Source organism: Mucilaginibacter paludis DSM 18603 (assembly GCF_000166195.2).
GTDB classification, from domain to species: Bacteria; Bacteroidota; Bacteroidia; order Sphingobacteriales; family Sphingobacteriaceae; genus Mucilaginibacter; species Mucilaginibacter paludis.
On sequence record NZ_CM001403.1, the window covers coordinates 1,561,977 to 1,586,569 of the forward strand.

Genomic DNA, 24,593 nt, shown 5'->3' on the forward strand with positions numbered 1-24,593 from the left:
AATCAATTATCATGTCAAGCGTATATCAGATCAACAAAGGCATCAATAAACCAATAGAATTCAAGGGATTGCGGGCGCAATATATCGCCTACCTGGCTGTAGGATTGGTATTGCTGCTGATCAGCTTCGCTATCCTATACATCTGCGGATTAAGCCTGTTGATTATCCTGCCGGTGATCTTCGGCTTGGGCGGCGGCCTGTTCTACACCGTATTTAGGCTTAGCCATAAATATGGTGAGCATGGGCTGATGAAATACTTCGCCAAACGGCAATTGCCGAAATACCTTAAGTTCAATTCACGAAAAGTATTCACCTCACTTAGAAAGGCAAAATCATGACCGCAATAGAGAAAATTATGCCGATCAGCACAGTGGAACATAACGCCATTGTTTCGGCACAGGGCGACATTACCATTGCCTATGAGGCCAGCCTGCCGGAGATCTTTACCCTTTCTGACAGGGACTATGAAGCCTACCACCAAACACTGATCAAAGCCATCAAATTGTTGCCCGTTAATAGCATTTTCCATAAGCAGGACTGGTTTACCGAAACAAGCTACAAAGCAAACTTCGAGACAGAAGACAATAGCTTTTTATCACGTTCCAGCGAACGCTTTTTCAACGAGCGCCCATATTTAGATCACCGCTGTTATATCTTCCTGACCAAAAAGCCGAAAGACAGGAAACTATCAAGTTCGGTCTATTCCAATATCCTGCGCAAGTCTATCGTACCGCAGCAGACCGTTAACCCGGTGTTGTTCAACGATTTCCTGGATAGCGCAGGCCAATTTGAACGCATCCTGAAAGACAGCGGGTTTATCACGCTTCGCAGGCTGACCGATGAAGAATTGGCCGGAACGGGCAACCGCCCCGGCATCATCGAAAAGTACTGCTTCCTGCAAAAAGAGGGCGAGAAAACCATACGGGACGTGCATATCAAAGATGAGCTGCGCATAGGCGAAGCGCACTGCAAATTGTTCACCTTATCCGATGCCGAAGATCTGCCCGCCTTATGCGGTAGTCGTATCAATTACGACAAGTACAGCACCGACCGCACTAAGTTCAGTATCGGCTTTGCTTCGCCATTGGGCCAGCTGTTGCCTTGCAACCATGTCTACAATCAATATGTGTTCATAGAAGATGCGCCCAAAACGCTGAAGCGTTTAGAAGCCAAGAAACTTCGCCTGCAATCATTATCATCTTATAGCCGTGAAAATGCCATCTCCCGTGATGCGACCAACGACTTTTTGAACGAGGCCATCGGGCAGCAGCGGTTGCCGGTTAAAGCGCACTTTAATGTTTTAGCCTGGTCAGAGGATGAAGCGGAGATTAAAGACCTGAAGAACAAAGTGTCATCGGCATTGGCCCAGATGGATGCCACACCTAAAGAGGAAACCGACGGTGCGCCGCAGATCTGGTGGTCAGGGCTGCCGGGAAACCAGGCAGACTTCCCGATGAACGACACCTTTGATACGTTTTTGGAGCAGGCTAGCTGTTTTTTAAACCTGGAAACCAATTACCGTTCTTCGATCAGCCCCTTTGGAATTCGCTTCGGAGACAGGCTTAGCGGCAGGCCGGTACATACCGACATATCGGATGAGCCGATCAAACTCGGTTATACCACCAATCGTAACAAGTTCATTATTGGCCCCAGCGGTTCCGGCAAATCTTTCTTTACCAACCACATGGTGCGTAGCTACTACGAACAGGGAACGCATGTGGTGTTGGTAGATGTTGGCCATAGCTACAAAGGCTTATGCGATCTGGTGGGTGGCTACTATTTTACCTATTCCGAAAAAGACCCGATCAAGTTCAACCCGTTCTACCTGACCGATGGTGATGTACTGGACACCGAGAAAAAGGAAAGCATCAAAACGCTGCTACTGGCTCTTTGGAAAAAGGACGATGAGCCTTTTACCCGTTCGGAGTACGTGGCGCTTTCCAACGCCTTGACCCTTTACTACCAGCACCTCGATGCTCATTCAGAAATATTCCCCTGCTTCAATTCTTTCTATGATTACCTGATGGAGCACTATATGCAGGTACTGGAAAATGGCAAGGTGAAGGAAAAGGATTTTGACATCGGCAACTTTTTGTACGTGCTGAACCCTTACTACAAAGGCGGTGAATATGATTATTTGCTGAATGCTACCGAGAACCTTGACCTGCTGAATGAGCGCTTTATCGTGTTTGAGCTGGATGCCGTGAAGGATCACCCGATACTATTCCCGGTGGTAACGATCATCATCATGGAGGTGTTTATCAGCAAGATGCGTAAGCTAAAGGGCATCCGCAAGATGATATTATTAGAAGAAGCCTGGAAAGCCATTGCCAAGGAAGGAATGGCGGAATACCTGAAATATCTCTTTAAAACGGTAAGAAAATTCTTTGGCGAGGCCATCGTTGTGACCCAGGAGATCGAGGATATTATTTCTTCGCCAATCGTCAAGCAGGCCATCGTCAATAATTCCGACTGCAAGATCCTTTTAGACCAATCAAAGTACCAGAACAAGTTCGATGCGATTCAGGAACTATTGGGATTAACCGACAAGGAAAAAGCGCAGGTGCTATCCATGAACAAGGCCAATGATCCTAAACGCAAGTACAAAGAGGTATTCATTTCCCTGGGCGGGCAGTACAGCAAGGTCTATCGTACAGAAGTTAGCCTGGAAGAATATCTCGCATACACCACCGAGGAAAGTGAAAAGATGAAAGTGCAGCAATACAGCGAAAAGTATGGCAGCATACAGAAAGGCATAGCTGTACTGGCCAGCGAACTGCGTAACCAGAATTCTTAATCCTAAAATCTATAAACATGAAAACACTATTTTATCTATGTGTAGCCGTAGTACTATTTATTACCGCCTGCACCAGCGACAAAACAAGAGATTTTATTCCCGGCACCTATGTCAATAGCGCCGGTGGCGAATTCAGTGTAGCCAATGATACGCTGGTCATTGAACCTGCGGAAAGCAATAACTTTTCTATTCAGCGCAAGACCGGCTTTAATGTCACCACCGAGGGCAAAAAAGGAAAGCGCCAGTATGAAACCGAGCAATGGAACGCCATCTACGATGAGGGTACCAAGGTGCTAACCGAAATTCGTAAAGGCAAGACTATCACTTTTTACCCGAAGGCAGGCACCTTAAGGGTTGGTAAGCGGGAATATACAAAGCTTAAGTAAGCCATCGGTGAAATCAGTTTGTAATCAATGCAATCAAAAAATATTAATCATGAAACTCATAAAACATATGAAAAAGTACATGGTCGTGCTGCCGATGAGCGCCATGACGCTGTTTGTTGCCCTGCCTTCCGAGGCGAATGCGCAGATCGCTATCGTGGAAGTAATCAAGGCAGGCATAAAAAAAGTCATCAAGGCGGTTGATCTGAAGGTTCAGCGCCTGCAAAACGAAACGATCTGGCTGCAAAACGCGCAGAAGGTGTTGGAAAATCAGCTGTCCAAACTGAAGCTGACCGAGATCGCTGACTGGACAGAAAAGCAAAAGGAATTGTATAGCCAGTATTACAATGAGCTTTGGCAGATCAAGTCGGCGATAGCCTACTATAAACGGATCAAAGACCTGACCGAAAAACAAGTGGCCATCGTAGACGAATATAAATGGGCCTGGGGGCTGTTTGGAAAGGACAAGCATTTTACGCCGGAAGAACTCACCTATATGGAAACGGTGTATTCCGGTATACTGGATGCCAGTATCAAGAATCTTGACCAGATCCTGCTTGTGGTGAACAGCTTTAAAACGCAGATGAGCGATGCCAAAAGGCTGGAGATCATCAATGCTGCTGCGGATCAGATGGACATTAACTACAGCGACCTTAAAAAGTTCAATTCGCAGAACATCGCTTTAAGCATCCAACGGGCAAAGTCTTTGGGTGAAGTGGCCACCTTAAAACAAATCTATGGAATCAATGAGTAAGGTACAAGCGGAAAAGCCAAAGGTAAAAGGTTTGTTAAGCGTGCTTAGTATATGCTTTCTGCTTTGCGCTTTCAGCTTTCAACCAGCCAAAGCGCAGACCTTCGCCGAATGGTTTAGCCAGAAGAAAAAGCAAAAGGAATACTTGTTAAAACAGATCGCAGGTTTGCAGGTCTATATCGGCTTTGCCAAAAAAGGCTATGATATTGCTAGCAGTGGCATTCACACCGTGCGTGACATCAAAAACGGTGAGTTCGGTTTGCACAGTGCTTTTTTCAGTTCGCTTAAAGCGGTTAGCCCTTTTATCCGCAACAACAGCAAGGTAGCGGAGATCATTGAAATGCAGCTAAGCATCAGTAAAAGTTTTAATGGTATTAAAAGCAATGATCTGCTATCGGATGGTGACCGGGACTATATCGGTTCAGTTAGGGAAAAGGTACTGGATGAATGCCTGACCGATCTGGAAGAACTGCTACTGGTAATTACTTCCGGCAAAATCGAAATGACCGACGATGAGCGCATCAAGCGGCTGGATCAGGTCTATGCCGGGATGAAAGACAAATCAGCATTTACCCAAAGCTTTACCGGTGAGGTCAGCTTATTCATCAGCCAGAAAGAAAGCGAACAACGATCCATTAACCAAAACAGGAGGCTTTATGAAATCAATTAGAATACTGCTGTCAGTGCTTTTAATATTGGGGGCTACAAACTATTCGAGGGCACAATCCACCGAGATACAGCAACTATTGTTGAACGTGGAAAAGCTGAGCCAGTTCAAGAACATTCTTTCCGATATGAAGAAAGGTTATCAAATCCTGAATACCGGCTATAACGCGGTAAAGAATGTTTCCCAGGGGAATTTCAGTCTGCATGAGGTATTTATTGACGGCCTGATGCTGGTTAACCCGGAGGTGCGGAAATATCACAAGGTGGCTGATATCATTACCTATCAAAAGGACATTGTCAGCGAATACAAAACGGCATTCAACCGCTTCAAATCTTCAGGCACCTTCAGCGAACAGGAGATCAGCTACCTCAGTAAAGTTTACGGGCAGTTGTTCGATCAGAGTGTGAATAACCTGGATGCCCTGATGAACGTAGTTACCTCCTCCAAACTGCGCATGAGCGATGATGAACGCTTGCAGGCCATTGACCGGATCTTCGCAGACACCCAGGACAAGCTTTCCTTTCTGCGGGATTTCAACAAGCAGGCCAGCCTGCTCAACCTACAAAGGCAAAAGGAAAAGAACGATATACAAAACCTTCAAAAAATCTATCAGCCATGAAATTCAAACATAAATTAATCAAACTTTTCAAAAGCTCCCCCTTCAGGGGGCTGGGGGGCTTGTGCCTGCTATTGCTTTTGCCCGGCCTATCCCACGCCCAGGGCATAGCGCACGAGATCGGCAGTATGCAGGGCGAACTGGACAAGGTGTATAGCCAGATGCTCCCGCTTTGCTCCAAGCTGATCGGCGTTGCCCGCGGCATAGCCGGGTTTGGCGCACTCTGGTATATTGCCTCACGGGTATGGCGGCAGATCGCAGCAGCAGACCCCATCGACTTTTACCCATTGTTGCGCCCCTTTGCATTAGGGCTGGCCATTATTGCCTTTCCGGCGGTCATTGCCCTGATGAATGGCATATTGCAGCCCACCGTTTCAGCGACAGGTGCAATGGTGGCTGATAGTAATAAGGCGATTGCAGCTTTGCTCAAACAAAAAGAAGAGGCCGTAAAAAAATCTAAGCAGTGGCAGATGTATGTTGGTGAGGATGGAAGTGGCGACAGGTCAGCCTGGTATAAGTACACTCATCCCAAAGATCCCGGCGGCGAAGAAGAAGGTTTCTTTGACGGCATCGGCAATGACATGAAGTTCTGGGCGGAAAAGCAGTCTTACAATTTCCGAAACTCAATCAAGCAATGGCTAAGCCAGGTGCTGGAAATGCTCTACGCCTCGGCGGCACTTTGTATCAATACCATCCGCACTTTCTTTCTGATAGTGCTGGCTATACTCGGCCCGTTGGTATTTGGCTTTGCCGTGTTCGACGGTTTTCAGCATACGCTTACGGTGTGGCTTGCACGTTACGTGAACATTTTCTTATGGTTGCCCATTGCCAATATCTTCGGCAGCATCCTGGGAAAAATACAGGAAAACATGCTCAAACTCGACCTGTCGCAGATCGGCCAGCAGGGCGATACTTTCTTTAGTTCCACAGATACGGCGTATTTAATATTTCTCGTGATCGGAATTGTAGGTTATTTCTCAGTGCCGAACGTGGCAAACTACGTGGTACATGCCGGTGGCGGTAATACCATCCTGCAAAGGGTGAATACCATTGTCAGCAACACCAGTTCTACGGCAAGCGGTGCTGCCATTGCAGGTGGCGGTATGACAGCGGACGCTTTGGGCGATGCCTACCGAAACATCAAGCAGGGCTTTTCCGGTTCAGGCAACAGCGATTACTTCCCCGATAAATCCGGCGGTTCACAGCACCAGCGGGACAAGCTCTCTGGAAAGTCTTAATACTTGATACTAACTACTCAATACTAAAAATCATGTTTACACAATTCAAAAACATAGACACCGCCTTTAAGCATATCAAGACGTTCAGCATCTTCCTGATCCTGGCTAATGTACTCACGATAGGCTTCTGCATCTACAAAAGCTATGACATGGTGAACCAGGCGCAGAACCGTGTACATATCCTGTACAATGGCAAAGTGCTGGAAGCTATCGCCTCGGACAGGAAAAGCAACCTGCCCGTAGAGCTGCGCGACCACATCAGGACATTTCACCAGTTGTTCTTTAACCTGGCACCTGATGATAAAGCCATACAGGCGAACATTTCCAAAGCGCTTTATCTCGCCGATGAATCTGCCAAAAAGCAATATGATAACCTGAAAGAAAGCGGTTATTACAACAATCTTATCTCCGCCAACATCTCCCAGGACATCGAGGTAGATAGCATCAAACTGGATGTGAATGCCTATCCCTACGCCTTTACCTGTTATGCTACCCAAAAACTGGTGCGTTCCAGCAGTACGGTAAAACGCAGGTTGGTATCACAGGGAACCATTAGGGACATCAAGACCCAGACAGACAATAACCCGCACGGTTTCCTCATTCAGGGCTGGGAGATATTAGAAAACCGGGACGAAGACCCTAAAGCGATCAAGCCATGAAACTACTTAGAAAAAGACAGACAGCGGTTAGTCCGAAACAGGAGGAGCTGGCCGCAGGTATTGCAGGTACAATCATTGGTTTGCAGACAAAGGCAGCGGATTACCTAAACGAAAAAGCATCTCACCTGTCAGGAAAGGCAAGACTGTTTATGCTGATCCTGTTCTGCGTAGTGTTTACGGCGATCAACCTCTACCTGCTTATTCACTCGATTTAATCATCATAAAAAAATAATCAAATGGAAAACAACCAAGAAAAAAACACAAGGAAACTGCTATTGGCCTTACCGTTATTGGTACTGCCGTTCCTATCGCTTGGCTTTTATGCCCTGGGCGGTGGTAAAGGTGACAGTTCGGGTGAAGCGCTGACTGCAAAGCCCGGCATCAACACGAGCTTGCCGGATGCGGCTTTTAAAAAAGAAGACCCGCAGAGCAAGCTAAGCCTTTACGAACTGGCCGGTCGGGAACAAAAACCCGATAGCCTGCCTGCTTCGGTTACCAAACGGGGATTTGGTACTGCAAATCTGCCTGATCCCAACGAGCAGCGCATCAATGAAAAGCTGGCGCAGATCAATACGGAGGTAAATCGTCCTGTTCCGCCTGTCGATTATGGCACCAGGTATACCCAGCCTGCAAATAATAACAACATGACTGGTGATGTAGATCGGCTGGAAAAGCTAATGCGCACCATGCAGGAAGGTAAAACCGAAGACCCGGAAATGAAGCAGCTTAGCGAAATGATGGATAAGATCATTGCCATTCAGAACCCGGAAAGCGTAGCTACAAAAACGGTAAAACCAGCCGGGACCGAAGGCGATACGAAGTTCAAGGCGATACCTGCACAGATCGTAGACAAACAAAAAGCGGTACAGGGTGCAACCATCAAGCTGCGCTTGCAGGATACGGTAACCCTATATGGTTACCTGATTCCCAAAGGGCACGAGATCTTCGGCCCCTGCCGCATCACCAACCAGCGTTTGCTACTCGACATTAAGAACATCCGCCTGGGCACTTCGATTATTCCGGTTGACCTTTCGGTTTATTCGCTCGACGGTATGCCGGGACTGTATGCGCCCGAAGCGGAACTGGCCGATGCAGCAGGTAACGGCGCGGATGATGCGGTGCGCAGCATCGGCATGTATGGCATGGACAATTCTATTGCCACGCAGGTAGCGGGTGCTGGCATTGATGCTGCCAAATCCCTATTCAGCAAGAAGATCAAAAAGATCAAGGTCAAACTCGAATCAGGTCAGCCGGTATTGCTGCGCAACAACCAGCAGAAAATCAGGTAAAAGCAAAGTATATGGCACAGTTAAACGATCCGGCCAAAGCAGGTGAACTGCGTGAACATTTGGAACAGCAGGAGAACAAAGGATATGAGTGGGTGGTGTACGACACCGATAACCCAATCAATACCAGGTATGACCTGACCTGCTTTTTAGATGAGCACGAGGCCGTAGATCATGCCAGGGAGTACCAGCAGATTTTCAATTGGCATGAGGCGGTGCCGATCAGCAGCCTGATCTACGACTTTAAAGTGGTAGAAAGAACACTGTTACAAACAGAAAAGGGAACATATCCCAATTTATCATTAAAAACAAATAAAGCGATGAACTTAAACAATTTGGACAACCTGAAAGAAGAGCTCAAAGAGCTTGGCTTTCCCAAAAAACTGGCCGAGGAAATGGAGAAGAACATGCAGAAGAATGTTCCAGAGTTCCAGCTCCGCCATAACATGCCTGCCGATAAGGGGCAGGTAGATTTGCAGCTGCACTTTAAGCAGTCCGGCCAGTCCGACTATTATTACTTCAATAAATATTCGGTTACCCTGAACAATGCCAAGCCGCTGGAAGAGGAGCAGAAATACCTGGTCATCTCGCCCGGTGAACAGAACAAGCCGGTATTCCGCAAGTTCGATAGCCCGCACGAGGCGATCAGCTATTTTAAAGAACAGAAAGGAGATAGCGAACTGGCCGTAGGTAAAGATGTGGGCCATAAGACTACTTTGGCTACGATGGAAAAGGACAAGGTGAACTTTGTCGCCAAGGATTTTCAAAAGACGTTTTACAGCCCTGCGGTAACACAGAACGTGTATGTAGAGAAAGGTAAGGGTTTCTCTGCCGAGCAATCGGCCAACCTGATCCAGGGCCGTTCCGTCTACCGTGATGACCTGCTTAATTTGGGCGGTCAGCAGTACAAGGCATGGATCAAGCTGGACTTTGACCAGGCCAAAGACCGCTTTGATAACTTTAAAACCAAGCAGTTTCATGATCCATCCTATGGCTTTGATCTGAAAGCGGTACTGGACAGGTACAACATCAAAGAGCTGGCCGATCCCAAGCAACGCGAAAAGCTGGAGGAATCGTTGAAGAACGGTAACCGCCCTTTGATTACCACCGTTAAGGATGGGCAGGAGGTAAAGCTGCGCATTGAGGCAGTTCCGCGTTATGGTCAGGTCAATATGTTCCAGGAGAACGGCAAGCCGGAGAAAAGGGAACAGTTCCAGGTTACCGTTAAAAATGATTTGCTTTTGGAGAAAGGCAAGAACACGCAAAAAGACCTTTCGCAAAGCCGTGGGGTTAAAGTTTAAGATATAACGTGCCAGCAATCAAATAAACAACAATTCAATAAATCATTTAAAACAAATTAAAATCATGGAAAATTTCAAAAAGTTGAAAGAGCTGATCGAATCAGCAGAACAGGATGCCGTTAAATTTTATGAAAAGGGCAATAGAACGGCCGGAACCCGACTGCGGATAGCCTTACAGCAAACCAAACAGCTTGCCCAGGAAATTAGGAATGAGGTAACGGCCAAAAAGAACGCGGATTAAAGAAGCTTTGCTCCGGCAAACAGCCCTGTCAATTTTGGCAGGGCTGTCCTGTTTAAGCAGATTTGGTCAAATAACAACAAGGCTATATTACTATCCTGTTAAATGATGGCTTAAAAGCCGGAAGCCGTTATAGGTAGTTTACCTTTGTCCCGAAGTAAAGCTGTTACTTCATCGCAGAGCGCTGGATCAGGCAGCTACGAAGGTTCGAGCCCTTCCTCTGCAACTACTTAATTGTAAATAATCATGGAAATTAACTATTGGATCATTGGCATAATCGTCATATTAGCTGTTTGCTTAGTGGGCTTTCTGATCTGGAAGAACAGGAAGGATGAAAAATCATTTGAGCAGGATACCATCCAATCGGAACTTAAACCGGAAAAGCACGATGAGGATAAAGAGGCGGGTATTTAATCTAAGCCGAGCATCCTTACTGCTTAGATTTTAAAGTAATGCCGGTATTCTTTAGCCGAAGTGCCCATTCACATAATTACGGGTCAGATCCTTTTCCGGTTTGCCAAAAATATCAGCTGTATCGCCCTCCTCGATAATCTCTCCTAAATACATAAACACTGTTTTATCGGCTATACGCTGGGCCTGCTGCATGTTGTGGGTCACGATAACGATGGTATAGTCCTTTTTCAATTTGACGATAAGCTCCTCGATCTTCGAGGTGCTCAACGGGTCAAGCGCAGAACAGGGTTCATCCATCAGGATCACTTCAGGCCGCAGCGCTACGGCACGGGCAATGCACAGGCGTTGTTGCTGACCACCGGATAGCCGCGTGGCGGGTTTTTGAAGATCATCTCTTACTTCGTCCCAGATATAACTTTCCTTTAGCGCGTTCTCAATAATTCCGGCACGTTCGGCCTGTGGCACATCATTGATCGCTAAGCCATAATTGATATTTTCATAAATGCTTTTGGGAAAGGGGTTAGCCTGTTGGAACACCATGCCGATACGCCTGCGTACCTCAGTCGCAGAAATGCTTTTCGCATACAGATCCTCCTTGCCGAGTAAAAACTGCCCCTCAATTTTGGCATCTGCTGAAAGCTCATGCATCCGGTTAAAGCAGCGTAGCAATGTGCTTTTACCACAGCCTGACGGGCCGATCAACGCGGTTATTTTCTTTTCAGGAAAAGCAACCTTTACATTCTTTAAAACCTGCTTGCTGCCAAACCAGAGGTTTACAGCACTGGCAGAAAGTTTCATTTGTTCTTCATTCATGCTTGCTGTGTTTATACCGGATGTAAAATGCGGAAAGGTTCAATAAAAAAACAACGATAATTAAAACCAGGGCCGTACCATAGGCAAGGGGCCGTACCTGTTCAATATCCTGGTGTTGCGTGGCCAGCATATACAAATGATAAGGAAGGGCCATGAATTCCTGGTTCAAATATCCGGCGGGTTTATTAATGTAAAATGCCACACCGGTGAACAGGATCGGCGCGGTTTCACCTGCTGCCCTGGAAAGGGTGAGCACCAGCCCGGTCAGCATTCCCGGCAATGCGGATGGTAACACCACGTCACGAATCGATTCAAATTTGGTAGCACCTAAAGCCAGTGCGGCTTCGCGCATACTGCCCGGAATACGGCGCAACGCTTCTTCTGTAGTGATGATGATGTAAGGCAGGGAAAGCAGCCCAAGCGTAAGCCCGGCTGGTAATAGTGAAGTGCCCATGCTCAGGCCCTGTACAAATAAAGCCAGCCCGAAAAGCCCATAAATAATGGATGGAACACCGGCCAGGTTGCGTATCGAAGCGCGGATCAGCCTCGTCAGCCAGGTATTGGCGGCATATTCGTTCAGGTATATAGCGCAGCAAATGCCAAAGGGGGCGGCAACAAGCGCAGTAATCAGGGTTAGTAATACCGTTCCGGTTATAGCGGGCAATATCCCGCCCTTGGTCATGCTTTGTTGGGGCAGGCTGCTGATGAATTCCCAGGATAAAGAAGGCGCGCCTTTGCTAAACAAATCCCACAGGATGACCACCAAAAAGAAACAAACGATGCCGGTGCTCAGTAACAAAGTCCCCCATTCAAGTATAGATGTCAGTTTTTTAATCATGCGGCCTGGTACTTTCTAAACTTGTTTACAAAATATTCTCCGGCCAGGTTAACCAGGAGTGTAATTAGAAAAAGTACGGTAGCAATGGCAAACAGCGCATAGTAATGGGTGGTTTGATACGGTACTTCTCCCATTTCAATGGCAATGGTCGCGGTAATGGTACGTACCGAATGGAAGAAGCCTTTTGGAAAAGCAGACACGTTGCCGGTGGCCATGAGGACGGTCATGGTTTCGCCTATTGCCCGGCCAACACCCAGCATAATGGCAGCCAATATACCCGGTGCGGCAGCAGGAATTGTAACCTTAATTAAGGTTTGCCATTTATTCGCACCAACGCCATAACTGGCCTCTTTATAGGATCTGGGTACGCCTTGTAGGGCATCTTCGGTAACCGTGATGATGGTAGGCAGCGCCATCACTGATAACAATATAGCCCCGTTCAACGCATTTAAACCGTTGGACTGGCTGGTTAGGTGGGCTATGAACGGCCCCAGTATGACAATACCTAAAAACCCAATGGCCACGGAGGGTACCGCCGCCAGCATTTCTATCATCGGTTTCAGTATGTTCTTCACCTTTTTATCCGCATATTCTGACAAAAAAGCAGCCGTAAAAATACCTAACGGAATCGCAATGACCATTGCACCCAAAGTAACCAGGCAGGTACTGACCAATAAGGGTAAAATACCATAACTGGCATGGTTGCCGGAAGGGTTCCACTGCGTACCGGTAATAAAATCAAGTGGTTTTACCTTTAAAAAGAAAGCTACGGTGTTCCATACAAGCATAAAAAATATGCCGCCCAAAATCGCGATCACCAGTAAGCCGGTAGTTCTGAAAACTAATCTGGCCGTATAGTCGATTCTTTCTCTTTTAATGAGTTTCATAGGCCTTATTGATTTTGAGCGATGATATAATAGCCTGATGACTGAATGATCTTTTTTCCTGCCGTGCCCTTTTCATAAGCGATAAAGGCAGCTACTTTTTTCCAGGATGTTTCCGGGATGAACTGGTATAATGGCCTTTGGAAATAATAGCGGCGTGCCATGATGGCCTGCTTGTCCAAAGGTGAAACGGCGACTTGGCCGATCTTTTCGGTTATCTTCAGCACTTTGATCGGCTGGCTGGCGCCGCTGTGTAGAATGTAACCAACCCCTACATAGCCTATGCCGGAAGCATCTGTTTTAATACCTTCCAGGATCTGTGCGTTACCATTCATTTCCTTGGCGTCCCGGCTGAATTCAATTTTTAATTTTTTGCGGATAAAGGAATGTGTCCCGGAGTTGCTTTGCCTGCCGTAAATATTGATCTGTATATCCCGGCCGGTTACCGCTTTCCAGGTTTTATATTGTCCGTTTAGTATTTTTTTCAAGGTGCCGACATCGATAGAATCAAGCGGAAATGTTTTTTGTACGATAAATGCTGTAGCATCCTCGGCAAATATTACCGTACGTAACTTGATCCCTCTTACTTTGAACAGGCTGTCTTCTTCGGCGTTCAGCGGCCTGGATGAGTTGGCAATATCGGTTTGTCCATTCAGCAGTGAAGCAATCCCCAGCCCGGAGCCACCGCCGGATATGGCCAGGCTGAACTCGTGGTTTACCTTATAGAAATTTTCTGCCAGGGTGACCGCCAGGTTGACCTCGGTATCAGAACCCTTTACTTTAATAGACCTGTCATTACTTGCGCAGGAAGTCAGCAGTAACAGGATCAGGTAAGCGGCGTTCTTCATAACAAAAGAGTTAGGTGACCTCTCAAAGATAGCGATAGCAAGTTAGCTTACTGTTAAATCCCTTAGCTATCTGATTACCAGTGATTTTTTATTCTTAAAATTTAATCATTCTCGTCAGTCATCCTCAATAGTCATTTCTGTATAGAGCATAAATGCTTTCAACTTATAGTAGCATAGATATGATCTGCGGCTATTTCCTGATCTTTAAGAATATCTATGAGAGAATAATAATGCTTTTTTGTAGTTACAGATCAGCTTCGTTTTTATCCGGTTTTTTCGCGCCGTCCTCTTCAGCCGGGACGACAGGCGTGCCTGTAGCGCCATCCTCGTTCTGTGGCGGCAATAGTTTTTCCTTTAAATAATTGTCAGTATGGTCAATAGCGACCTCAACCCACATGGGCAGGTGATCGGACATTTGAAAAGTCCTCCAATAGGTTTTATAGTATGCCTTTTTCCCTTTTTCATCGCGGGCTATACCTTCTGAATTTTGCAGGTACGCCTTGCCCATTGCTTCTGCATACTCGGTTTCATCTTGCAGGTCATCTTTGAAGATCGATTCAAAGTAATCAAAGACTCCGGCCTTGTCTGTCGTTTCAAACCGCCCCGGCCTTACCTTGAAAGCGATCTGATCATAAAATTTGTTTTTCAACGCATTAGAGGGAAGCTTCTGTAATTCCTCAGGTGTTGTAAAACCAGCCTTGGTGATGGCTTCATAGGTGTGATCCTCGCGTTTAAAGATGTTAAAATCGCCTAAAAGGATCATGTTGTGCGACCACGCTGTTTTTTCGGCAGCTTTATTGGCGATCATCTGCGCCAAATCTTCTATTTCTTTGATCCGTGCAGGATTGTTGCCTACGGAATCACCATAAAGGATATGAACTGTGGTTAACGTGAAGTTCGTCCAACCTGCTTTAAATCCACAAAGAAAAGGTGTGCGTGCAAGCTGCTTAACGGGTTTATAGATCGTTTGTCCACTCTCCGGGTCTTTTTCTTCAAGCGGGGGGAGCACCAACTGGCCAGCCAGTCCGCCAAACCTGACTTTACGGGTGTCAAACAGAAAGGCGGTGCGCTCCGAATTTCCCTCCCTCCCCTCCGTCACATCGGTGAACATATAAGACCAATAGCTGCCCAATATTTCCATCACCTTATCTAAGGCCGCCAGGTTATCGCGCACTTCCTGTATGGCAATGAGATCAAATTTTGAAATGATCTCTGCAATATAATAATAAGATTCATCTAACCTTCCACCATACTTTGTTCCGCCAAATTCCCGGATGTTCCAGGTAGCCAGCAACAGGTTACTTTCCATCTGCTTAGCAGGAATTTCTTTGGTTAATTGGACCCTTAATTCCTGAAGTTTCGTTATGGTACGCTTTCCTTGCGGTGTCCCTGGTTTGATGTTCTGGTAAAATGGCATGGCGATAGGGTTGAGATGGTTAGTTATCAGATTAATAATTAAATAAAAATACTAAAAAGTTGTTAAGCTAATATTAAATAACCGCCTCAAATTCAGCAGTTCCAGCAGCCTCATTGCGTCCCTCCATTCGGCAGCTTCACTGCATTGGGCATAAGTGGCTCCGTTCCTTCGCCACCCATGCTGTCTGCCACTTTATAATCTCTTATAAGTGTCTTTTACCGCTGGTTAATAATTCCACCCATCTTTTTGAGAGCAAATTTCTCAACAATCCCTTTGACGTCAAGACCGGTGCCCTACGGGTTTTCAGAAAAAAATCTTCCCTGCTCGCTGCGCTCACGAGGTTTTTTTTTCTGAAAAGTCTTGCCTTACAAAGGGATTGGTTTAGGTGAGGGTGCTTATCAAAAAGACAGGAGGCCACTGCCGACTGACATATTAAAAAAGAGATAGCACCATGAACACAAAAACAGCAAACGGCAGAAGCCCACCAACCGCAGGAGGTAAAAACAAAACAGCAAGAACAAACGCCCACAGGGCAAAATCAAATCATTATCAGTAAAAATTTAAAATCAAAATCATGAAAACTACAGTAATCGAATCGGGAAAAACAGGTAATAAAGTGAACAATACCGCAGTAAACGCTAAGGCAGAAAACAACGGTGCGCCTAAAACAAACGGTCTGCCAATAAGCAAAGAGTTTGACGACAAGCCAAACGGCGAAGCCGAAGCGAAGAAAGCGGAAACCCCTGCAACAAGCGAACAGCCGAAACCACAGGAAACGCCAAAAGTTGAAACGGCACAATTGCTCGAGAAGAGAAATTTTTTATGAATTATATTGAGTTTCAATCGGTAGGTTACTATCTGATTTCCTTAAACCATATTATGAATTATTGGTGATCAAGCCATTCACATGATACCGAAATACATGGAAAAATTTATAACGTTAGATAAACTTGTTATTGATATTAAGGCAAATGATTAAAACTAGCCTATTTAAAAGAGCAATGTCATTGTTGAAATTCCGTTATTTAGATCATTTAATTTTATAAATATCACGAATAATATTAAAAATACCCTTTAAGTGTTTTAAAGGATTCACTTCATCCCCGCACCCAATACCATCAAAAACAAACAAAAGCCTGTAAATCAATATTTTACGGGCTTTTTTCGTTTTATCAAATGCACAAAAAAACACAAAAAAACACAAAATTGCGTGGCAAAATCATGGCAAAAATTAATTAAAAAAAATTGCCACGATTTAGAGACTAACTCATTGATTAACAAGTTGTACACGAGATGAACATCTTGATTTCTTGTAATTGCATGTCGACATTTATTCACTTTTTAAATTTTGTCGTTATGTTAGAGAAAAGCTTTGCATTGCTTTATTTTTTAAAGCAATCAAAAAATGAGGGGAGTAAAAAGTACATCTATTTACGTATTACTGTCGATGGCCATCCGGTAGAAGTCTCCACAAAAAAACAATGGTGGGAAAATCGCTGGGATCAAAACATTGGGCGCGCAAGTGGCACCAAACACGATGTACAGGAATTGAATTTTTTCCTTAGCACGCTGGAAAATAAAGTATTTCAGGCTCGTCAAAAACTTATTGAGGACGATGAACGGATTACTGCAGAAGCTATCCGTGATTTGGTTACCGGCAAGGATACCCGTAAAATGATACTTGAAGTGTTCGCCGACCACAACAAGCAGATGGAAGCTTTGGTAGGAAAAGATTACGCAGATGGTACATTGGAACGTTATGAAACATCTTTAGAGCACACCAAAGCGTTTATTCAATGGCAGTATCAGGTTAATGATCTTTATATCCGCAAGCTTGATCATTTCTTTATTGAACAGTATGCATTTTGGTTAAAAACCGTTCGGAACTGCAATCATAATACGACGATGAAGTATCTGTCAAACTTTAAAAAGATCGTTCTGATCTGTGTTAAAAATAAATGGTTACAAGGCGACCCGTTCACCAATTTCAAGATGTCTAAAAGAGAGGTTATGCGTGAACCTCTTTCAGAATGGGAACTGCAAGCAATGATCAACAAGGATTTTGAAAACGACCGCCTGAACAATGTGCGTGACATATTCGTATTCAGTTGTTATACCGGCCTTGCCTATGCGGATGTAAAGAAGCTTAAACGAAGTGAGATCAACATGGGTGTTGATGGTGAGCAATGGATATTTACGCCACGCCAAAAAACTGATACACCGTGTCCTATTCCGTTGTTACCAGTTGCACTGCAATTACTGGAAAAATATGCACATTATCCTAAATGCATAAATCAGGACAGGGTATTGCCGGTATTAACCAACCAAAAAATGAACGCGTACCTGAAAGAGATCGCAGATCTTTGCGGCATCAACAAAGTGCTTACGTTTCACCTGGCCCGGCACACTTTTGCTACAACAATCTGCCTTAGCAATGGTGTTCCGATGGAAACCGTATCTAAAATGTTGGGGCACACCAACCTGAAGCAGACCCTGCATTACGCGAAAACATTGCATAGCAAGATCGGTGCGGATATGGCTTCATTACGTCAGAAACTGGCCGTTAACCCTAAACCTGAAAAGGAATGTGGCAAAGGTATATTGGAACCAGTTAAACAGGTACCTACGGTGCCTAAGTTTAATTACGTACTGGTTGCCTCGTAAATTTTAAGCGGCATTTAAGCCTTAAATTTTTGAATAGACATTATGGAAAACGCACTGATACCGGACGAAACCCTAATGAGCAAGATATACTTTATCAGAGGTCAGAAAGTGATGCTTGATAGTGATCTTGCCGAGCTTTACGGAGTTGAAACACGAAGATTGAATGAACAGGTTACAAGGAACGCTGATAGGTTCCCGGATGATTTCATGTTCAGATTGAACGAATTTGAGTTTGATAGTTTGATGTCGCAAATTGCGACATCAAAACGAGGCGGCAGGCGAAAATTGCCTTATGTATTTACCGAGCATGGGGTGTTGATGCTTTCGAGCGTATTAAATAGTAAGCAGGCGATAAAGGTCAATATACAGGTGATGCGGATATTTACCCGCATCCGTAAAATGTTTATGGATAACACGGAGCTACGTTTAGAAATAGAAATGATCAAAAAGAAACTGGATAACCAAGATAAAAATTTGGAGATCGTATTTCGTTATCTTGATGAACTGATTGACAAGAACGAACGGCCGAAGGAGCGAAAGCGGATTGGTTACAAGCCGGATGATATTTAAATTGGATAAAATACGCCTATGTATTCAATTCAATATATAGTCCTCTACATCGCAAAGGCTTTGCTTTTTGATGCAGAAATTAGGATTTGTAACTAAGGTAGCAACTTCTCTAACCGTGCATCCAACGCGTTTCCGCGTAGGTTTTTGTCAATAATTATCCCATTTTCATCTATCAAAAAGTTAGCGGGGATAGCCGAAACGCCGTACATCAAGGTGGCTTTGTTTTTATCGCCGCGCAAGTCGCTTACATTTTCCCATACCAATTGGTATTTTTTTATGGCCTGTAGCCACGGGCTTTTATTTTCATCCATAGACACACCCAAAATGGCGAAGCCCTTGTCTTTGAAGCGGGCGTAAGTCCGCACAAGATTAGGGTTTTCCTCCAGGCAGGGCCCGCACCAGGAAGCCCAAAAATCAAGCAAAACGTATTTGCCTTTGATCTGTGATAACCTAACCGCTTTTCCTTCGGCATTCATTTGTTCAAAGTCGATATAATGATCACCCACTTTCGGATTTTTGTTCAATGCCAGGTAATCCCTAATATTGCGGCCAAACTGTGTGGCCTTCATTTCCGTGGTTAACCGCTCATAAAGCGCCTGCGTTGTTTCCTTTCCCCACACGATTGCATAAATATCCAGGATATTGGCAGATACCAGGGAATTCGGATATTTTTTAACCCAATCTTTTTCCACTTCTTTTCCCTTGTCGTTAGCCGACCTGATCCGTGATATTAGGCTTTTACGTTCAGCACTGTCTTTTGTCTTATCTAAAATCTTTCCCAGGCTGTCAGCTTCTACACTATACGGTTTGCGCAACTGATCCAGCCGTCTGTCCTCGTCTTGTGTAGCCGAACCGCTGATCAAGCCTTTTTTAAATTCACCAGCTTTAAGAGTTATGCTGATGTTGGTATTTTCCAGCCAGAAGGGTACGTAGTTGGTGTATTTTGCGGTATGCAGGTATACGGGAACCGCTTTTTCAGTAATATGCCCGCTCATGCCGAATTTGCCGCCGATTATACGGCAGGAATCAATCTCGTTATCAGGATGGGCTGTCCGCAGGTAAAGCCAAGTGCTATCCGGTAGCCCGGTCACGGTACCGTTGATCCGGTAACCCGGGGAAGTTGGGATAAACGTAAAGGCAGATAAGATACAGGCAGCTAAAAGAAGGAATAGATATTTCATGATGCAGTTGAATTATTTATTCCAAAACTACATTGCAGAATGATAGTATTTTGGAGAATTAGACCGGGCAGCTGATATTTTCGACGAGGCATGCACCTCACAATTTAGTCGAAAAAATACGGGGCTTAGTCGAAAAAGCCGCAATGTCCATCTCCGGCCCGGTTATTAATCCCTATTTTGCATCATGAAGGCCACTCATTTTAAAATAGACCGGAAATACTTTTGGGTAGAACTGAGTTTCCTGCTTTTTCTGTCCTTCGGTGTTTCGCTCATCAGCGACCTGGAGTACAGCACCTATGAACAGCACGACATTACCCGGTTTGCAGAGGATATCGGCTATCGGCTGATCACGGGCAGCTTTTCACTCCTCACCTATGCCATATATTACCTTGCATTCCTTAAGCGTTATGTGTTTGGACGCAAGGTTGTCGGTATTATCCTTTGCAGCGTTGGCTTTGTGATTATAGATCAGTTAATATATAAGTTCCCGACTAACTGGGTGATTATTCATACTGACTTGGTTTCAAACAGTTTGAAAAAGCGGGCGGTTGTAGACCTTTTAAGGCCACATATTATTTTTATGTTCAATTACAGAGTTATCCGTTCTATAATTCCGTTAATTGGCTTGGCTTTTCTGATCAGGTCGCTCACCCAGGAACGGGAAATGAAGGAACTGAAAGAACAACAGCTGGTTTCTGAACTCAATTACCTGAAAGCACAACTCCACCCACATTTCTTTTTCAACACGATCAATAATATTTATGCGCTGGCGCTCAAGCAATCCGTACAAACTGCACCTATGATAGCGCGACTTGGCGAAATGATGCGTTACATCCTTTATGAAGCCGACCAGCCAACCGTTCCTTTATCCCGGGAACTTACTTTTTTATCCGATTATATTGCAGTTGAAAAAATACGTCACCAGGCACACATTGATATCCAATTCGACGTTCAGGGCATCCGGTCGGATTACCGCATGGAGCCGCTGTTGTTGCTGCCTTTTATCGAAAACGCTTTCAAACACGGATTGGAAGAAGAAACAAAAAACGGGTTTGTCCATATCGTGATCTGTCAGACCGATCAGGATCTCACCTTACAGGTGAGTAACAGTGTTCCGCAGCCCGTAAAAAAAACAGGTGTATCCGGGATCGGTATTCAGAATGTGCGTAAAAGGCTCGATATTTTATACCCTGACAAGTATCAGCTGGATATTAACGAGACACCAAAATTATATGAAGTGAATTTAATTCTGACTAATCCATGATCCGGTGTATCATTGTCGATGACGAACCTTTAGCGCTGGAGGTACTGGAGCATTTCATCAGCCGTACACCCCAATTGGAATTAGTTGCCAATTGCTGCAATGCGGTTGATGCTTTTAAGGTACTGCACGATCAGCAGGTTGACCTGATGTTCCTCGATATCAAAATGCCCGGCATTAGCGGCCTTGATTTTGTGAGTTCATTAAAAAATCCACCATCCATTATCTTCACTACTGCTTTTGCCGAACATGCGGTAAGGGGTTTTGAACTGGAAGCTATTGACTACCTTCTCAAACCGATCACTTTCGAAAGGTTTGAGAAGAGCATTCGCAAACTGCTGAAGATGCGCCCGCCTGAACCGGCGGACGTTAAAGATTATACTTATTTCAGGGTGTCAGGGCGGTTGATCAAGATCTTTCATGCTGATCTGCTTTATGCACAATCAGTAAAGGATTATATTTTGATCTGTACAAAAAGCGGCAATCACCTAACGCACATGACGATGAAATATCTTGCCGAACTGTTACCGTCACCGCCTTTTCTGCGGGTACACCGTTCTTATTTGGTCAAACGCGAAGCAATCGACCAAGTGGAAAGAAATAGTATTCGGGTAAATGCCGAGATTATTCCGGTAGGCGAAAATTATCGTGGTAACTTGGAAAAGATAACATGACAAAAGACCGTAGTCTAATAGTTATTAAAAAAATTAAAATACAATTATGATTACTGAAATTATGGCATCCATTTTCTAAACGCTGTTAATGCATGTATACCATTGTTTTTTGAAAACCTAAAGCGGATAGAAAAACGAAAGCGATTAGTTGTCAAAACTTGATGGTTTCTAATAACTAAACTTTAACCATGCCCGCAAGGAAGCATTGGTTTTGTTCTATTACCGTTAATACCCGAACCGGGGCCACGAAAAAGGATCGGCTATAAGCCTGATGATGAATAAAAATGGAGATCGCAAAATGCGACCTCCATTTTTGTGTTTGTTTATAGAACTGTTTAAGCCTTAAATTATGTCCTATCAGGCACCAATAATCTTATATAACTCCCAATAAAGGGGTTATAAGACGGTTCATAAACAATATAACCAAAATCCCGCAGCTGACGAATACACTTATGATAGGTTACGATACTTCTGATATGTGTTTGCCGCATAATTTCGCTCCGGGAGATTGACACAGGATTTACCCGGCCATTCGCCAGCCATCTATGGAAAAGGCTCATATAGATACTGAAGTGCCACACATTGATACGCTGATCAGAAGCCATGACCCCAAAAAGGCTGCTAAAAACAACATCATTATTCATGGCCGTTATTCCCGTTAACCAACATGCTTTGAATATCTTGGTAGCGGTAATAGTAAGTACCGCCGATCTTGGAATATTGCAGCCTGCCTGTTGCCCTTAAGGTCAGTAAGGTACCGGCTGAAATTTTGAGCAGTTTTCTGACCTCAGCGGCTTTTAACCATTCTTTAGGCGCTTCTATTTTCTTTCCTAACAGGGATTTGATATCATTCAGCAAATCATTGCGGAATGCCTGCAAGTCTTCTTTTGTTATCACCTCTACACTCATCTCTCTGCACTTAATATTAAAAAAAGTAATTGCTAAATCAGCAAGTACACCTTGCTCCGGCTGTTGCGTTTAAAGGATGGCTCATAACGGATATAGCCGAAAGAGTGCAAATCCTTGATGCATCTGTGATACGTGGCCTGCGCAGATATTTTTGCGATGCGCATAATCTCGTAACTAAAGGCACACAAAGGATTTGCACATTCATGCTCCTGCCAGTATTGAAGTAATGCGGCATAGATACCGATATGAGTGGTTCCTATGCGCGCATCCTTTTCAATCGCCGTGAAAAAATCCGTTAGTGGTTTCATTCCCGAATAGCATTAAAAATTATCCCATTCAGGACACATGCATACGCTGGCGTCTTGACTGCCTATTGTTTTTCGCGGTATTTTCCGATTCTTTTTGATCTGCTTTTTTTCCAGCTGATTGACCTGGCTGATCATTGGTCTGATTATTTTGAAGGGGAACAACTTTGGCACCATCGTTTGTTTTCCCGAGGTTGGTATCACTGTTTATCCCTTGTTCCTGTTTAACTGCCTTTTGTACTTCGACCTGTTTAACCTCCATACGCTGGTTGTTGCTGTCATAAAAATCGAAGCCTGCCTGACGCGGATTTGCAGCCATCGTCCCCTTAATTTCCTGGCCATCTTTGATAATCGTAACTTTGGTTGGGTTTCCCTTTTCCAGCGAAGCCAATAAACGGCTGCGGTCATAGCCTTCAGCCAGCTCCTTGATCGGGTAATTTTTAATAGCCTTTTCATGATCCCAAAACATCATTTTAGGCAGGAAATTGCCGCGATCATCGGTTTGCTTGAAATCAAGAGCGCGCCAGGCTTTATAAGTCTCGTCTGTCGCCTTAAATTTCCTATTCTCACCTTCACCTACCGGAACCAGTTTATTCAGTTCTTTATATACCGCACGGGAGTCCAGCATGTTATACCTTTCCTTCAGGGTATAATTGTTCTCTTTACCAATGAAGTAGGTTTGCTTTAAGGGTTCATCAGCGCCTGGTTGCTTTAATTCCAGATCGAACTTTTTAAAGAAATAAAGGTCACCGCCGTTGGATTTACCGAAGTGCAGCGTGCTTTTCACCTCATCCTGACCGAATTTGGTCTGATGCGGTACTGTAAAATCATTCGCGCCGGTTGCCATTTTTTCCTGAATCGCCTTAGCGGGTTCTTCCCCGAAACCCAGGAACATGGCCTGGTTTTTCAGGTAATCATAATTTTTCATGTTAATTTCCATAGCAATTGAATTTTTAATGGTTAATATTTCGTAATTGAAGTGATCGGGATAGGTTGATACTTTCAGGTTATCAGGGTTGACCTCTTGCAGTCGGTCGTCATAAAGCTTTAATATTTGATTTTCATGATCGAATCGTGCATATAGAAAATGCCGGATGCTTTTCGGCTCATACAGCGAATTAATTTCCAGTTCGTTCCAGACTTTGGCCCGGTGGTCAGCATCAAATTGATAAAAAGCTGTTTTAATCGTAAGGCCGCTGTAATCTTCCGGCCTGCCCTCCATATCCTGAATTAGCTGACGCCCTTTATACTGACCGATCAGCAGGTAATCGCTTTTTTCATTAATTTCCGGGTCTGATTTTAATTGCTCTTTGAAACATCTTTCAGCTTCGTCAAGGGAAGGAAAAGAACCAATCATGCGGAGGCTATGACCGATCTCGTAAACCTGATGTCCGGCATGTCGGTGTGCAAACACGTGAAAACGGTCAATTTCCTTTGCCGGATCAATATTGTTATTCCATTGCACCGGAAACGTCCTTCCATCTTGTACTAAGGCCAACACCTGCTCTATAGGCTGACCGGGCAATAACTGCACAGATTGGCTTTCCATAGCCTCCCTGAAAGTGTTTTGAGAAATAGCAGTCGCAATAGTCCTTCCATTCCCTTGATAAGATTGCCGCAAGGTTTCTACCGGCATAAAGCGGTAATCCAGGTATTTTTCCCTGACAGCATAGGGATCATCCTCATAAGGATAAGATCGGGACACATCATTGGCATAGCAAAAGGCTTGTGCCTCAGCCGCCGATATAAACCCTTCGAAGACAGGCGGAATATCGTTTGGCAAAGAACTGAAAGCAACCCAGTTCCACCCGGATAATTCGGCATTGCGCAGAAAGCTACCCACTTCCCGAAGATTTGTTTCCTTGACTTCCATCTGATC

27 protein-coding genes are annotated in these 24,593 nt (G+C 44.7%); 18 read left to right on the forward strand and 9 right to left on the reverse strand.

The window, feature by feature from the left end:
* Positions 1 to 11 precede the first annotated feature (11 nt).
* From MUCPA_RS06600 to MUCPA_RS38160, 13 genes are all read left to right on the forward strand, one after another.
* The gene (locus tag MUCPA_RS06600; RefSeq protein ID WP_008505251.1) at positions 12 to 338 is read left to right on the forward strand and encodes a DUF4133 domain-containing protein; all 327 of its coding nucleotides are present in this window, start codon (positions 12 to 14) and stop codon (positions 336 to 338) included.
* Entirely contained in the window at positions 335 to 2,797 is a 2,463-nt protein-coding gene (locus tag MUCPA_RS06605; RefSeq protein WP_008505252.1) for a TraG family conjugative transposon ATPase, read from the forward strand. Before MUCPA_RS06600 ends, MUCPA_RS06605 begins: the two co-directional genes overlap by 4 nt.
* Before the next feature lie 17 nt (positions 2,798 to 2,814).
* Complete coding sequence (locus tag MUCPA_RS06610; RefSeq protein WP_008505253.1) at positions 2,815 to 3,183, forward strand: hypothetical protein; 369 nt, start codon at positions 2,815 to 2,817, stop codon at positions 3,181 to 3,183.
* A 49-nt stretch (positions 3,184 to 3,232) separates the two neighbouring features.
* Entirely contained in the window at positions 3,233 to 3,934 is a 702-nt protein-coding gene (locus MUCPA_RS06615; protein WP_008505254.1) for a hypothetical protein, read from the forward strand.
* Positions 3,918 to 4,601, forward strand: coding sequence for a hypothetical protein (locus MUCPA_RS06620; RefSeq protein WP_008505255.1), 684 nt, complete (start codon positions 3,918 to 3,920; stop codon positions 4,599 to 4,601). Before MUCPA_RS06615 ends, MUCPA_RS06620 begins: the two co-directional genes overlap by 17 nt.
* Positions 4,588 to 5,217, forward strand: a complete 630-nt coding sequence (locus MUCPA_RS06625) for a hypothetical protein (protein ID WP_008505257.1) — start codon at positions 4,588 to 4,590, stop codon at positions 5,215 to 5,217. Before MUCPA_RS06620 ends, MUCPA_RS06625 begins: the two co-directional genes overlap by 14 nt.
* Positions 5,214 to 6,452: a conjugative transposon protein TraJ gene (gene traJ / locus MUCPA_RS06630; RefSeq protein WP_008505258.1), complete on the forward strand. Its 1,239-nt coding sequence runs from the start codon at positions 5,214 to 5,216 to the stop codon at positions 6,450 to 6,452. The genes MUCPA_RS06625 and traJ overlap by 4 nt, the downstream gene beginning before the upstream one ends.
* 32 nt (positions 6,453 to 6,484) lie before the next feature.
* Complete coding sequence (gene traK, locus MUCPA_RS06635) at positions 6,485 to 7,111, forward strand: conjugative transposon protein TraK (RefSeq protein ID WP_008505259.1); 627 nt, start codon at positions 6,485 to 6,487, stop codon at positions 7,109 to 7,111.
* A complete protein-coding gene (locus tag MUCPA_RS06640) occupies positions 7,108 to 7,326 on the forward strand; it encodes a hypothetical protein (protein WP_008505260.1) in 219 nt (72 codons plus the stop codon). The genes traK and MUCPA_RS06640 overlap by 4 nt, the downstream gene beginning before the upstream one ends.
* 21 nt (positions 7,327 to 7,347) lie before the next feature.
* The gene (gene traM / locus MUCPA_RS06645; RefSeq protein ID WP_008505261.1) at positions 7,348 to 8,400 is read left to right on the forward strand and encodes a conjugative transposon protein TraM; all 1,053 of its coding nucleotides are present in this window, start codon (positions 7,348 to 7,350) and stop codon (positions 8,398 to 8,400) included.
* Positions 8,401 to 8,411: 11 nt separating this feature from the next.
* The gene (locus MUCPA_RS35750) at positions 8,412 to 9,698 is read left to right on the forward strand and encodes a hypothetical protein (protein WP_008505262.1); all 1,287 of its coding nucleotides are present in this window, start codon (positions 8,412 to 8,414) and stop codon (positions 9,696 to 9,698) included.
* 64 nt (positions 9,699 to 9,762) lie between these two features.
* The gene (locus MUCPA_RS06655; RefSeq protein ID WP_008505263.1) at positions 9,763 to 9,939 is read left to right on the forward strand and encodes a hypothetical protein; all 177 of its coding nucleotides are present in this window, start codon (positions 9,763 to 9,765) and stop codon (positions 9,937 to 9,939) included.
* 243 nt (positions 9,940 to 10,182) lie between these two features.
* A complete protein-coding gene (locus MUCPA_RS38160; RefSeq protein WP_008505264.1) occupies positions 10,183 to 10,350 on the forward strand; it encodes a hypothetical protein in 168 nt (55 codons plus the stop codon).
* 51 nt (positions 10,351 to 10,401) lie between these two features.
* Here MUCPA_RS38160 and pstB read toward each other — a convergent pair whose 3' ends face one another.
* The 5 genes from pstB to MUCPA_RS06680 form a co-directional block, all read right to left on the reverse strand.
* Positions 10,402 to 11,163, reverse strand: a complete 762-nt coding sequence (gene pstB, locus MUCPA_RS06660) for a phosphate ABC transporter ATP-binding protein PstB (RefSeq protein WP_008505265.1) — start codon at positions 11,161 to 11,163, stop codon at positions 10,402 to 10,404.
* Positions 11,156 to 12,001, reverse strand: coding sequence for a phosphate ABC transporter permease PstA (pstA, locus tag MUCPA_RS06665; RefSeq protein ID WP_008505266.1), 846 nt, complete (start codon positions 11,999 to 12,001; stop codon positions 11,156 to 11,158). Before pstA ends, pstB begins: the two co-directional genes overlap by 8 nt.
* The gene (gene pstC / locus MUCPA_RS06670; protein ID WP_008505267.1) at positions 11,998 to 12,888 is read right to left on the reverse strand and encodes a phosphate ABC transporter permease subunit PstC; all 891 of its coding nucleotides are present in this window, start codon (positions 12,886 to 12,888) and stop codon (positions 11,998 to 12,000) included. The genes pstA and pstC overlap by 4 nt, the downstream gene beginning before the upstream one ends.
* A 5-nt stretch (positions 12,889 to 12,893) precedes the next feature.
* Positions 12,894 to 13,733, reverse strand: coding sequence for a substrate-binding domain-containing protein (locus MUCPA_RS06675; RefSeq protein WP_008505268.1), 840 nt, complete (start codon positions 13,731 to 13,733; stop codon positions 12,894 to 12,896).
* 244 nt (positions 13,734 to 13,977) lie between these two features.
* Positions 13,978 to 15,150 (reverse strand): endonuclease/exonuclease/phosphatase family protein, encoded by a 1,173-nt coding sequence (locus MUCPA_RS06680; RefSeq protein ID WP_008505269.1) that lies wholly within the window; start codon positions 15,148 to 15,150, stop codon positions 13,978 to 13,980.
* Positions 15,151 to 15,724: 574 nt separating this feature from the next.
* Between MUCPA_RS06680 and MUCPA_RS06685 the strand changes: the two genes are divergently transcribed.
* The 3 genes from MUCPA_RS06685 (at position 15,725) to MUCPA_RS06695 (ending at position 18,384) form a co-directional block, all read left to right on the forward strand.
* Positions 15,725 to 15,976: a hypothetical protein gene (locus MUCPA_RS06685; protein WP_008505270.1), complete on the forward strand. Its 252-nt coding sequence runs from the start codon at positions 15,725 to 15,727 to the stop codon at positions 15,974 to 15,976.
* Positions 15,977 to 16,506: 530 nt separating this feature from the next.
* Positions 16,507 to 17,814 carry a site-specific integrase gene (locus MUCPA_RS06690; RefSeq protein ID WP_008505271.1) on the forward strand — a complete coding sequence of 436 codons (1,308 nt, stop codon included), beginning with the start codon at positions 16,507 to 16,509 and terminating at the stop codon, positions 17,812 to 17,814.
* A 42-nt stretch (positions 17,815 to 17,856) separates the two neighbouring features.
* On the forward strand, positions 17,857 to 18,384 hold the full coding sequence (locus tag MUCPA_RS06695; RefSeq protein ID WP_008505272.1) for an ORF6N domain-containing protein: 528 nt from the start codon (positions 17,857 to 17,859) through the stop codon (positions 18,382 to 18,384).
* 92 nt (positions 18,385 to 18,476) lie between these two features.
* Here the strand turns inward: MUCPA_RS06695 and MUCPA_RS35755 are convergent, their stop codons facing one another.
* Entirely contained in the window at positions 18,477 to 19,565 is a 1,089-nt protein-coding gene (locus tag MUCPA_RS35755; protein ID WP_008505273.1) for a TlpA disulfide reductase family protein, read from the reverse strand.
* A 184-nt stretch (positions 19,566 to 19,749) separates the two neighbouring features.
* Here MUCPA_RS35755 and MUCPA_RS35760 point away from each other — a divergent pair, with 184 nt between their 5' ends.
* On the forward strand, positions 19,750 to 20,829 hold the full coding sequence (locus MUCPA_RS35760; RefSeq protein WP_008505274.1) for a sensor histidine kinase: 1,080 nt from the start codon (positions 19,750 to 19,752) through the stop codon (positions 20,827 to 20,829).
* Positions 20,826 to 21,500, forward strand: coding sequence for a LytR/AlgR family response regulator transcription factor (locus tag MUCPA_RS06710; RefSeq protein WP_008505275.1), 675 nt, complete (start codon positions 20,826 to 20,828; stop codon positions 21,498 to 21,500). Before MUCPA_RS35760 ends, MUCPA_RS06710 begins: the two co-directional genes overlap by 4 nt.
* Positions 21,501 to 22,136: 636 nt before the next feature.
* On the opposite strand, the gene MUCPA_RS06715 is transcribed toward MUCPA_RS06710, so the two are convergent.
* The 3 genes from MUCPA_RS06715 to MUCPA_RS35765 are packed head-to-tail and all read right to left on the reverse strand — an operon-like array spanning position 22,137 to position 24,587.
* Positions 22,137 to 22,409 (reverse strand): helix-turn-helix domain-containing protein, encoded by a 273-nt coding sequence (locus MUCPA_RS06715; protein WP_008505277.1) that lies wholly within the window; start codon positions 22,407 to 22,409, stop codon positions 22,137 to 22,139.
* Between the two features lie 32 nt (positions 22,410 to 22,441).
* Positions 22,442 to 22,717, reverse strand: coding sequence for a hypothetical protein (locus MUCPA_RS06720; protein ID WP_008505278.1), 276 nt, complete (start codon positions 22,715 to 22,717; stop codon positions 22,442 to 22,444).
* 28 nt (positions 22,718 to 22,745) lie between these two features.
* The gene (locus MUCPA_RS35765; protein WP_008505279.1) at positions 22,746 to 24,587 is read right to left on the reverse strand and encodes a hypothetical protein; all 1,842 of its coding nucleotides are present in this window, start codon (positions 24,585 to 24,587) and stop codon (positions 22,746 to 22,748) included.
* Positions 24,588 to 24,593: the final 6 nt, after the last annotated feature.

Coding starts and splice junctions, on each gene's coding strand:
- MUCPA_RS35750 (WP_008505262.1), top strand. CDS start 8,412: ATGGCACAGTTAAACGATCCGGCCAAAGCAGGTGAACTGCGTGAACAT.
- MUCPA_RS06710 (WP_008505275.1), top strand. CDS start 20,826: ATGATCCGGTGTATCATTGTCGATGACGAACCTTTAGCGCTGGAGGTA.
- MUCPA_RS35765 (WP_008505279.1), bottom strand. CDS start 24,587: ATGGAAGTCAAGGAAACAAATCTTCGGGAAGTGGGTAGCTTTCTGCGC.
- MUCPA_RS06615 (WP_008505254.1), top strand. CDS start 3,233: ATGAAACTCATAAAACATATGAAAAAGTACATGGTCGTGCTGCCGATG.
- MUCPA_RS06655 (WP_008505263.1), top strand. CDS start 9,763: ATGGAAAATTTCAAAAAGTTGAAAGAGCTGATCGAATCAGCAGAACAG.
- MUCPA_RS06675 (WP_008505268.1), bottom strand. CDS start 13,733: ATGAAGAACGCCGCTTACCTGATCCTGTTACTGCTGACTTCCTGCGCA.
- MUCPA_RS06600 (WP_008505251.1), top strand. CDS start 12: ATGTCAAGCGTATATCAGATCAACAAAGGCATCAATAAACCAATAGAA.
- MUCPA_RS35755 (WP_008505273.1), bottom strand. CDS start 19,565: ATGAAATATCTATTCCTTCTTTTAGCTGCCTGTATCTTATCTGCCTTT.
- pstA (WP_008505266.1), bottom strand. CDS start 12,001: ATGATTAAAAAACTGACATCTATACTTGAATGGGGGACTTTGTTACTG.
- pstC (WP_008505267.1), bottom strand. CDS start 12,888: ATGAAACTCATTAAAAGAGAAAGAATCGACTATACGGCCAGATTAGTT.
- traM (WP_008505261.1), top strand. CDS start 7,348: ATGGAAAACAACCAAGAAAAAAACACAAGGAAACTGCTATTGGCCTTA.
- MUCPA_RS06605 (WP_008505252.1), top strand. CDS start 335: ATGACCGCAATAGAGAAAATTATGCCGATCAGCACAGTGGAACATAAC.
- MUCPA_RS06695 (WP_008505272.1), top strand. CDS start 17,857: ATGGAAAACGCACTGATACCGGACGAAACCCTAATGAGCAAGATATAC.
- MUCPA_RS06640 (WP_008505260.1), top strand. CDS start 7,108: ATGAAACTACTTAGAAAAAGACAGACAGCGGTTAGTCCGAAACAGGAG.
- MUCPA_RS06625 (WP_008505257.1), top strand. CDS start 4,588: ATGAAATCAATTAGAATACTGCTGTCAGTGCTTTTAATATTGGGGGCT.
- MUCPA_RS06720 (WP_008505278.1), bottom strand. CDS start 22,717: ATGAAACCACTAACGGATTTTTTCACGGCGATTGAAAAGGATGCGCGC.
- MUCPA_RS06680 (WP_008505269.1), bottom strand. CDS start 15,150: ATGCCATTTTACCAGAACATCAAACCAGGGACACCGCAAGGAAAGCGT.
- MUCPA_RS06620 (WP_008505255.1), top strand. CDS start 3,918: ATGGAATCAATGAGTAAGGTACAAGCGGAAAAGCCAAAGGTAAAAGGT.
- pstB (WP_008505265.1), bottom strand. CDS start 11,163: ATGAATGAAGAACAAATGAAACTTTCTGCCAGTGCTGTAAACCTCTGG.
- traJ (WP_008505258.1), top strand. CDS start 5,214: ATGAAATTCAAACATAAATTAATCAAACTTTTCAAAAGCTCCCCCTTC.
- MUCPA_RS06690 (WP_008505271.1), top strand. CDS start 16,507: ATGTTAGAGAAAAGCTTTGCATTGCTTTATTTTTTAAAGCAATCAAAA.
- MUCPA_RS38160 (WP_008505264.1), top strand. CDS start 10,183: ATGGAAATTAACTATTGGATCATTGGCATAATCGTCATATTAGCTGTT.
- MUCPA_RS06715 (WP_008505277.1), bottom strand. CDS start 22,409: ATGAGTGTAGAGGTGATAACAAAAGAAGACTTGCAGGCATTCCGCAAT.
- MUCPA_RS06685 (WP_008505270.1), top strand. CDS start 15,725: ATGAAAACTACAGTAATCGAATCGGGAAAAACAGGTAATAAAGTGAAC.
- MUCPA_RS35760 (WP_008505274.1), top strand. CDS start 19,750: ATGAAGGCCACTCATTTTAAAATAGACCGGAAATACTTTTGGGTAGAA.
- traK (WP_008505259.1), top strand. CDS start 6,485: ATGTTTACACAATTCAAAAACATAGACACCGCCTTTAAGCATATCAAG.
- MUCPA_RS06610 (WP_008505253.1), top strand. CDS start 2,815: ATGAAAACACTATTTTATCTATGTGTAGCCGTAGTACTATTTATTACC.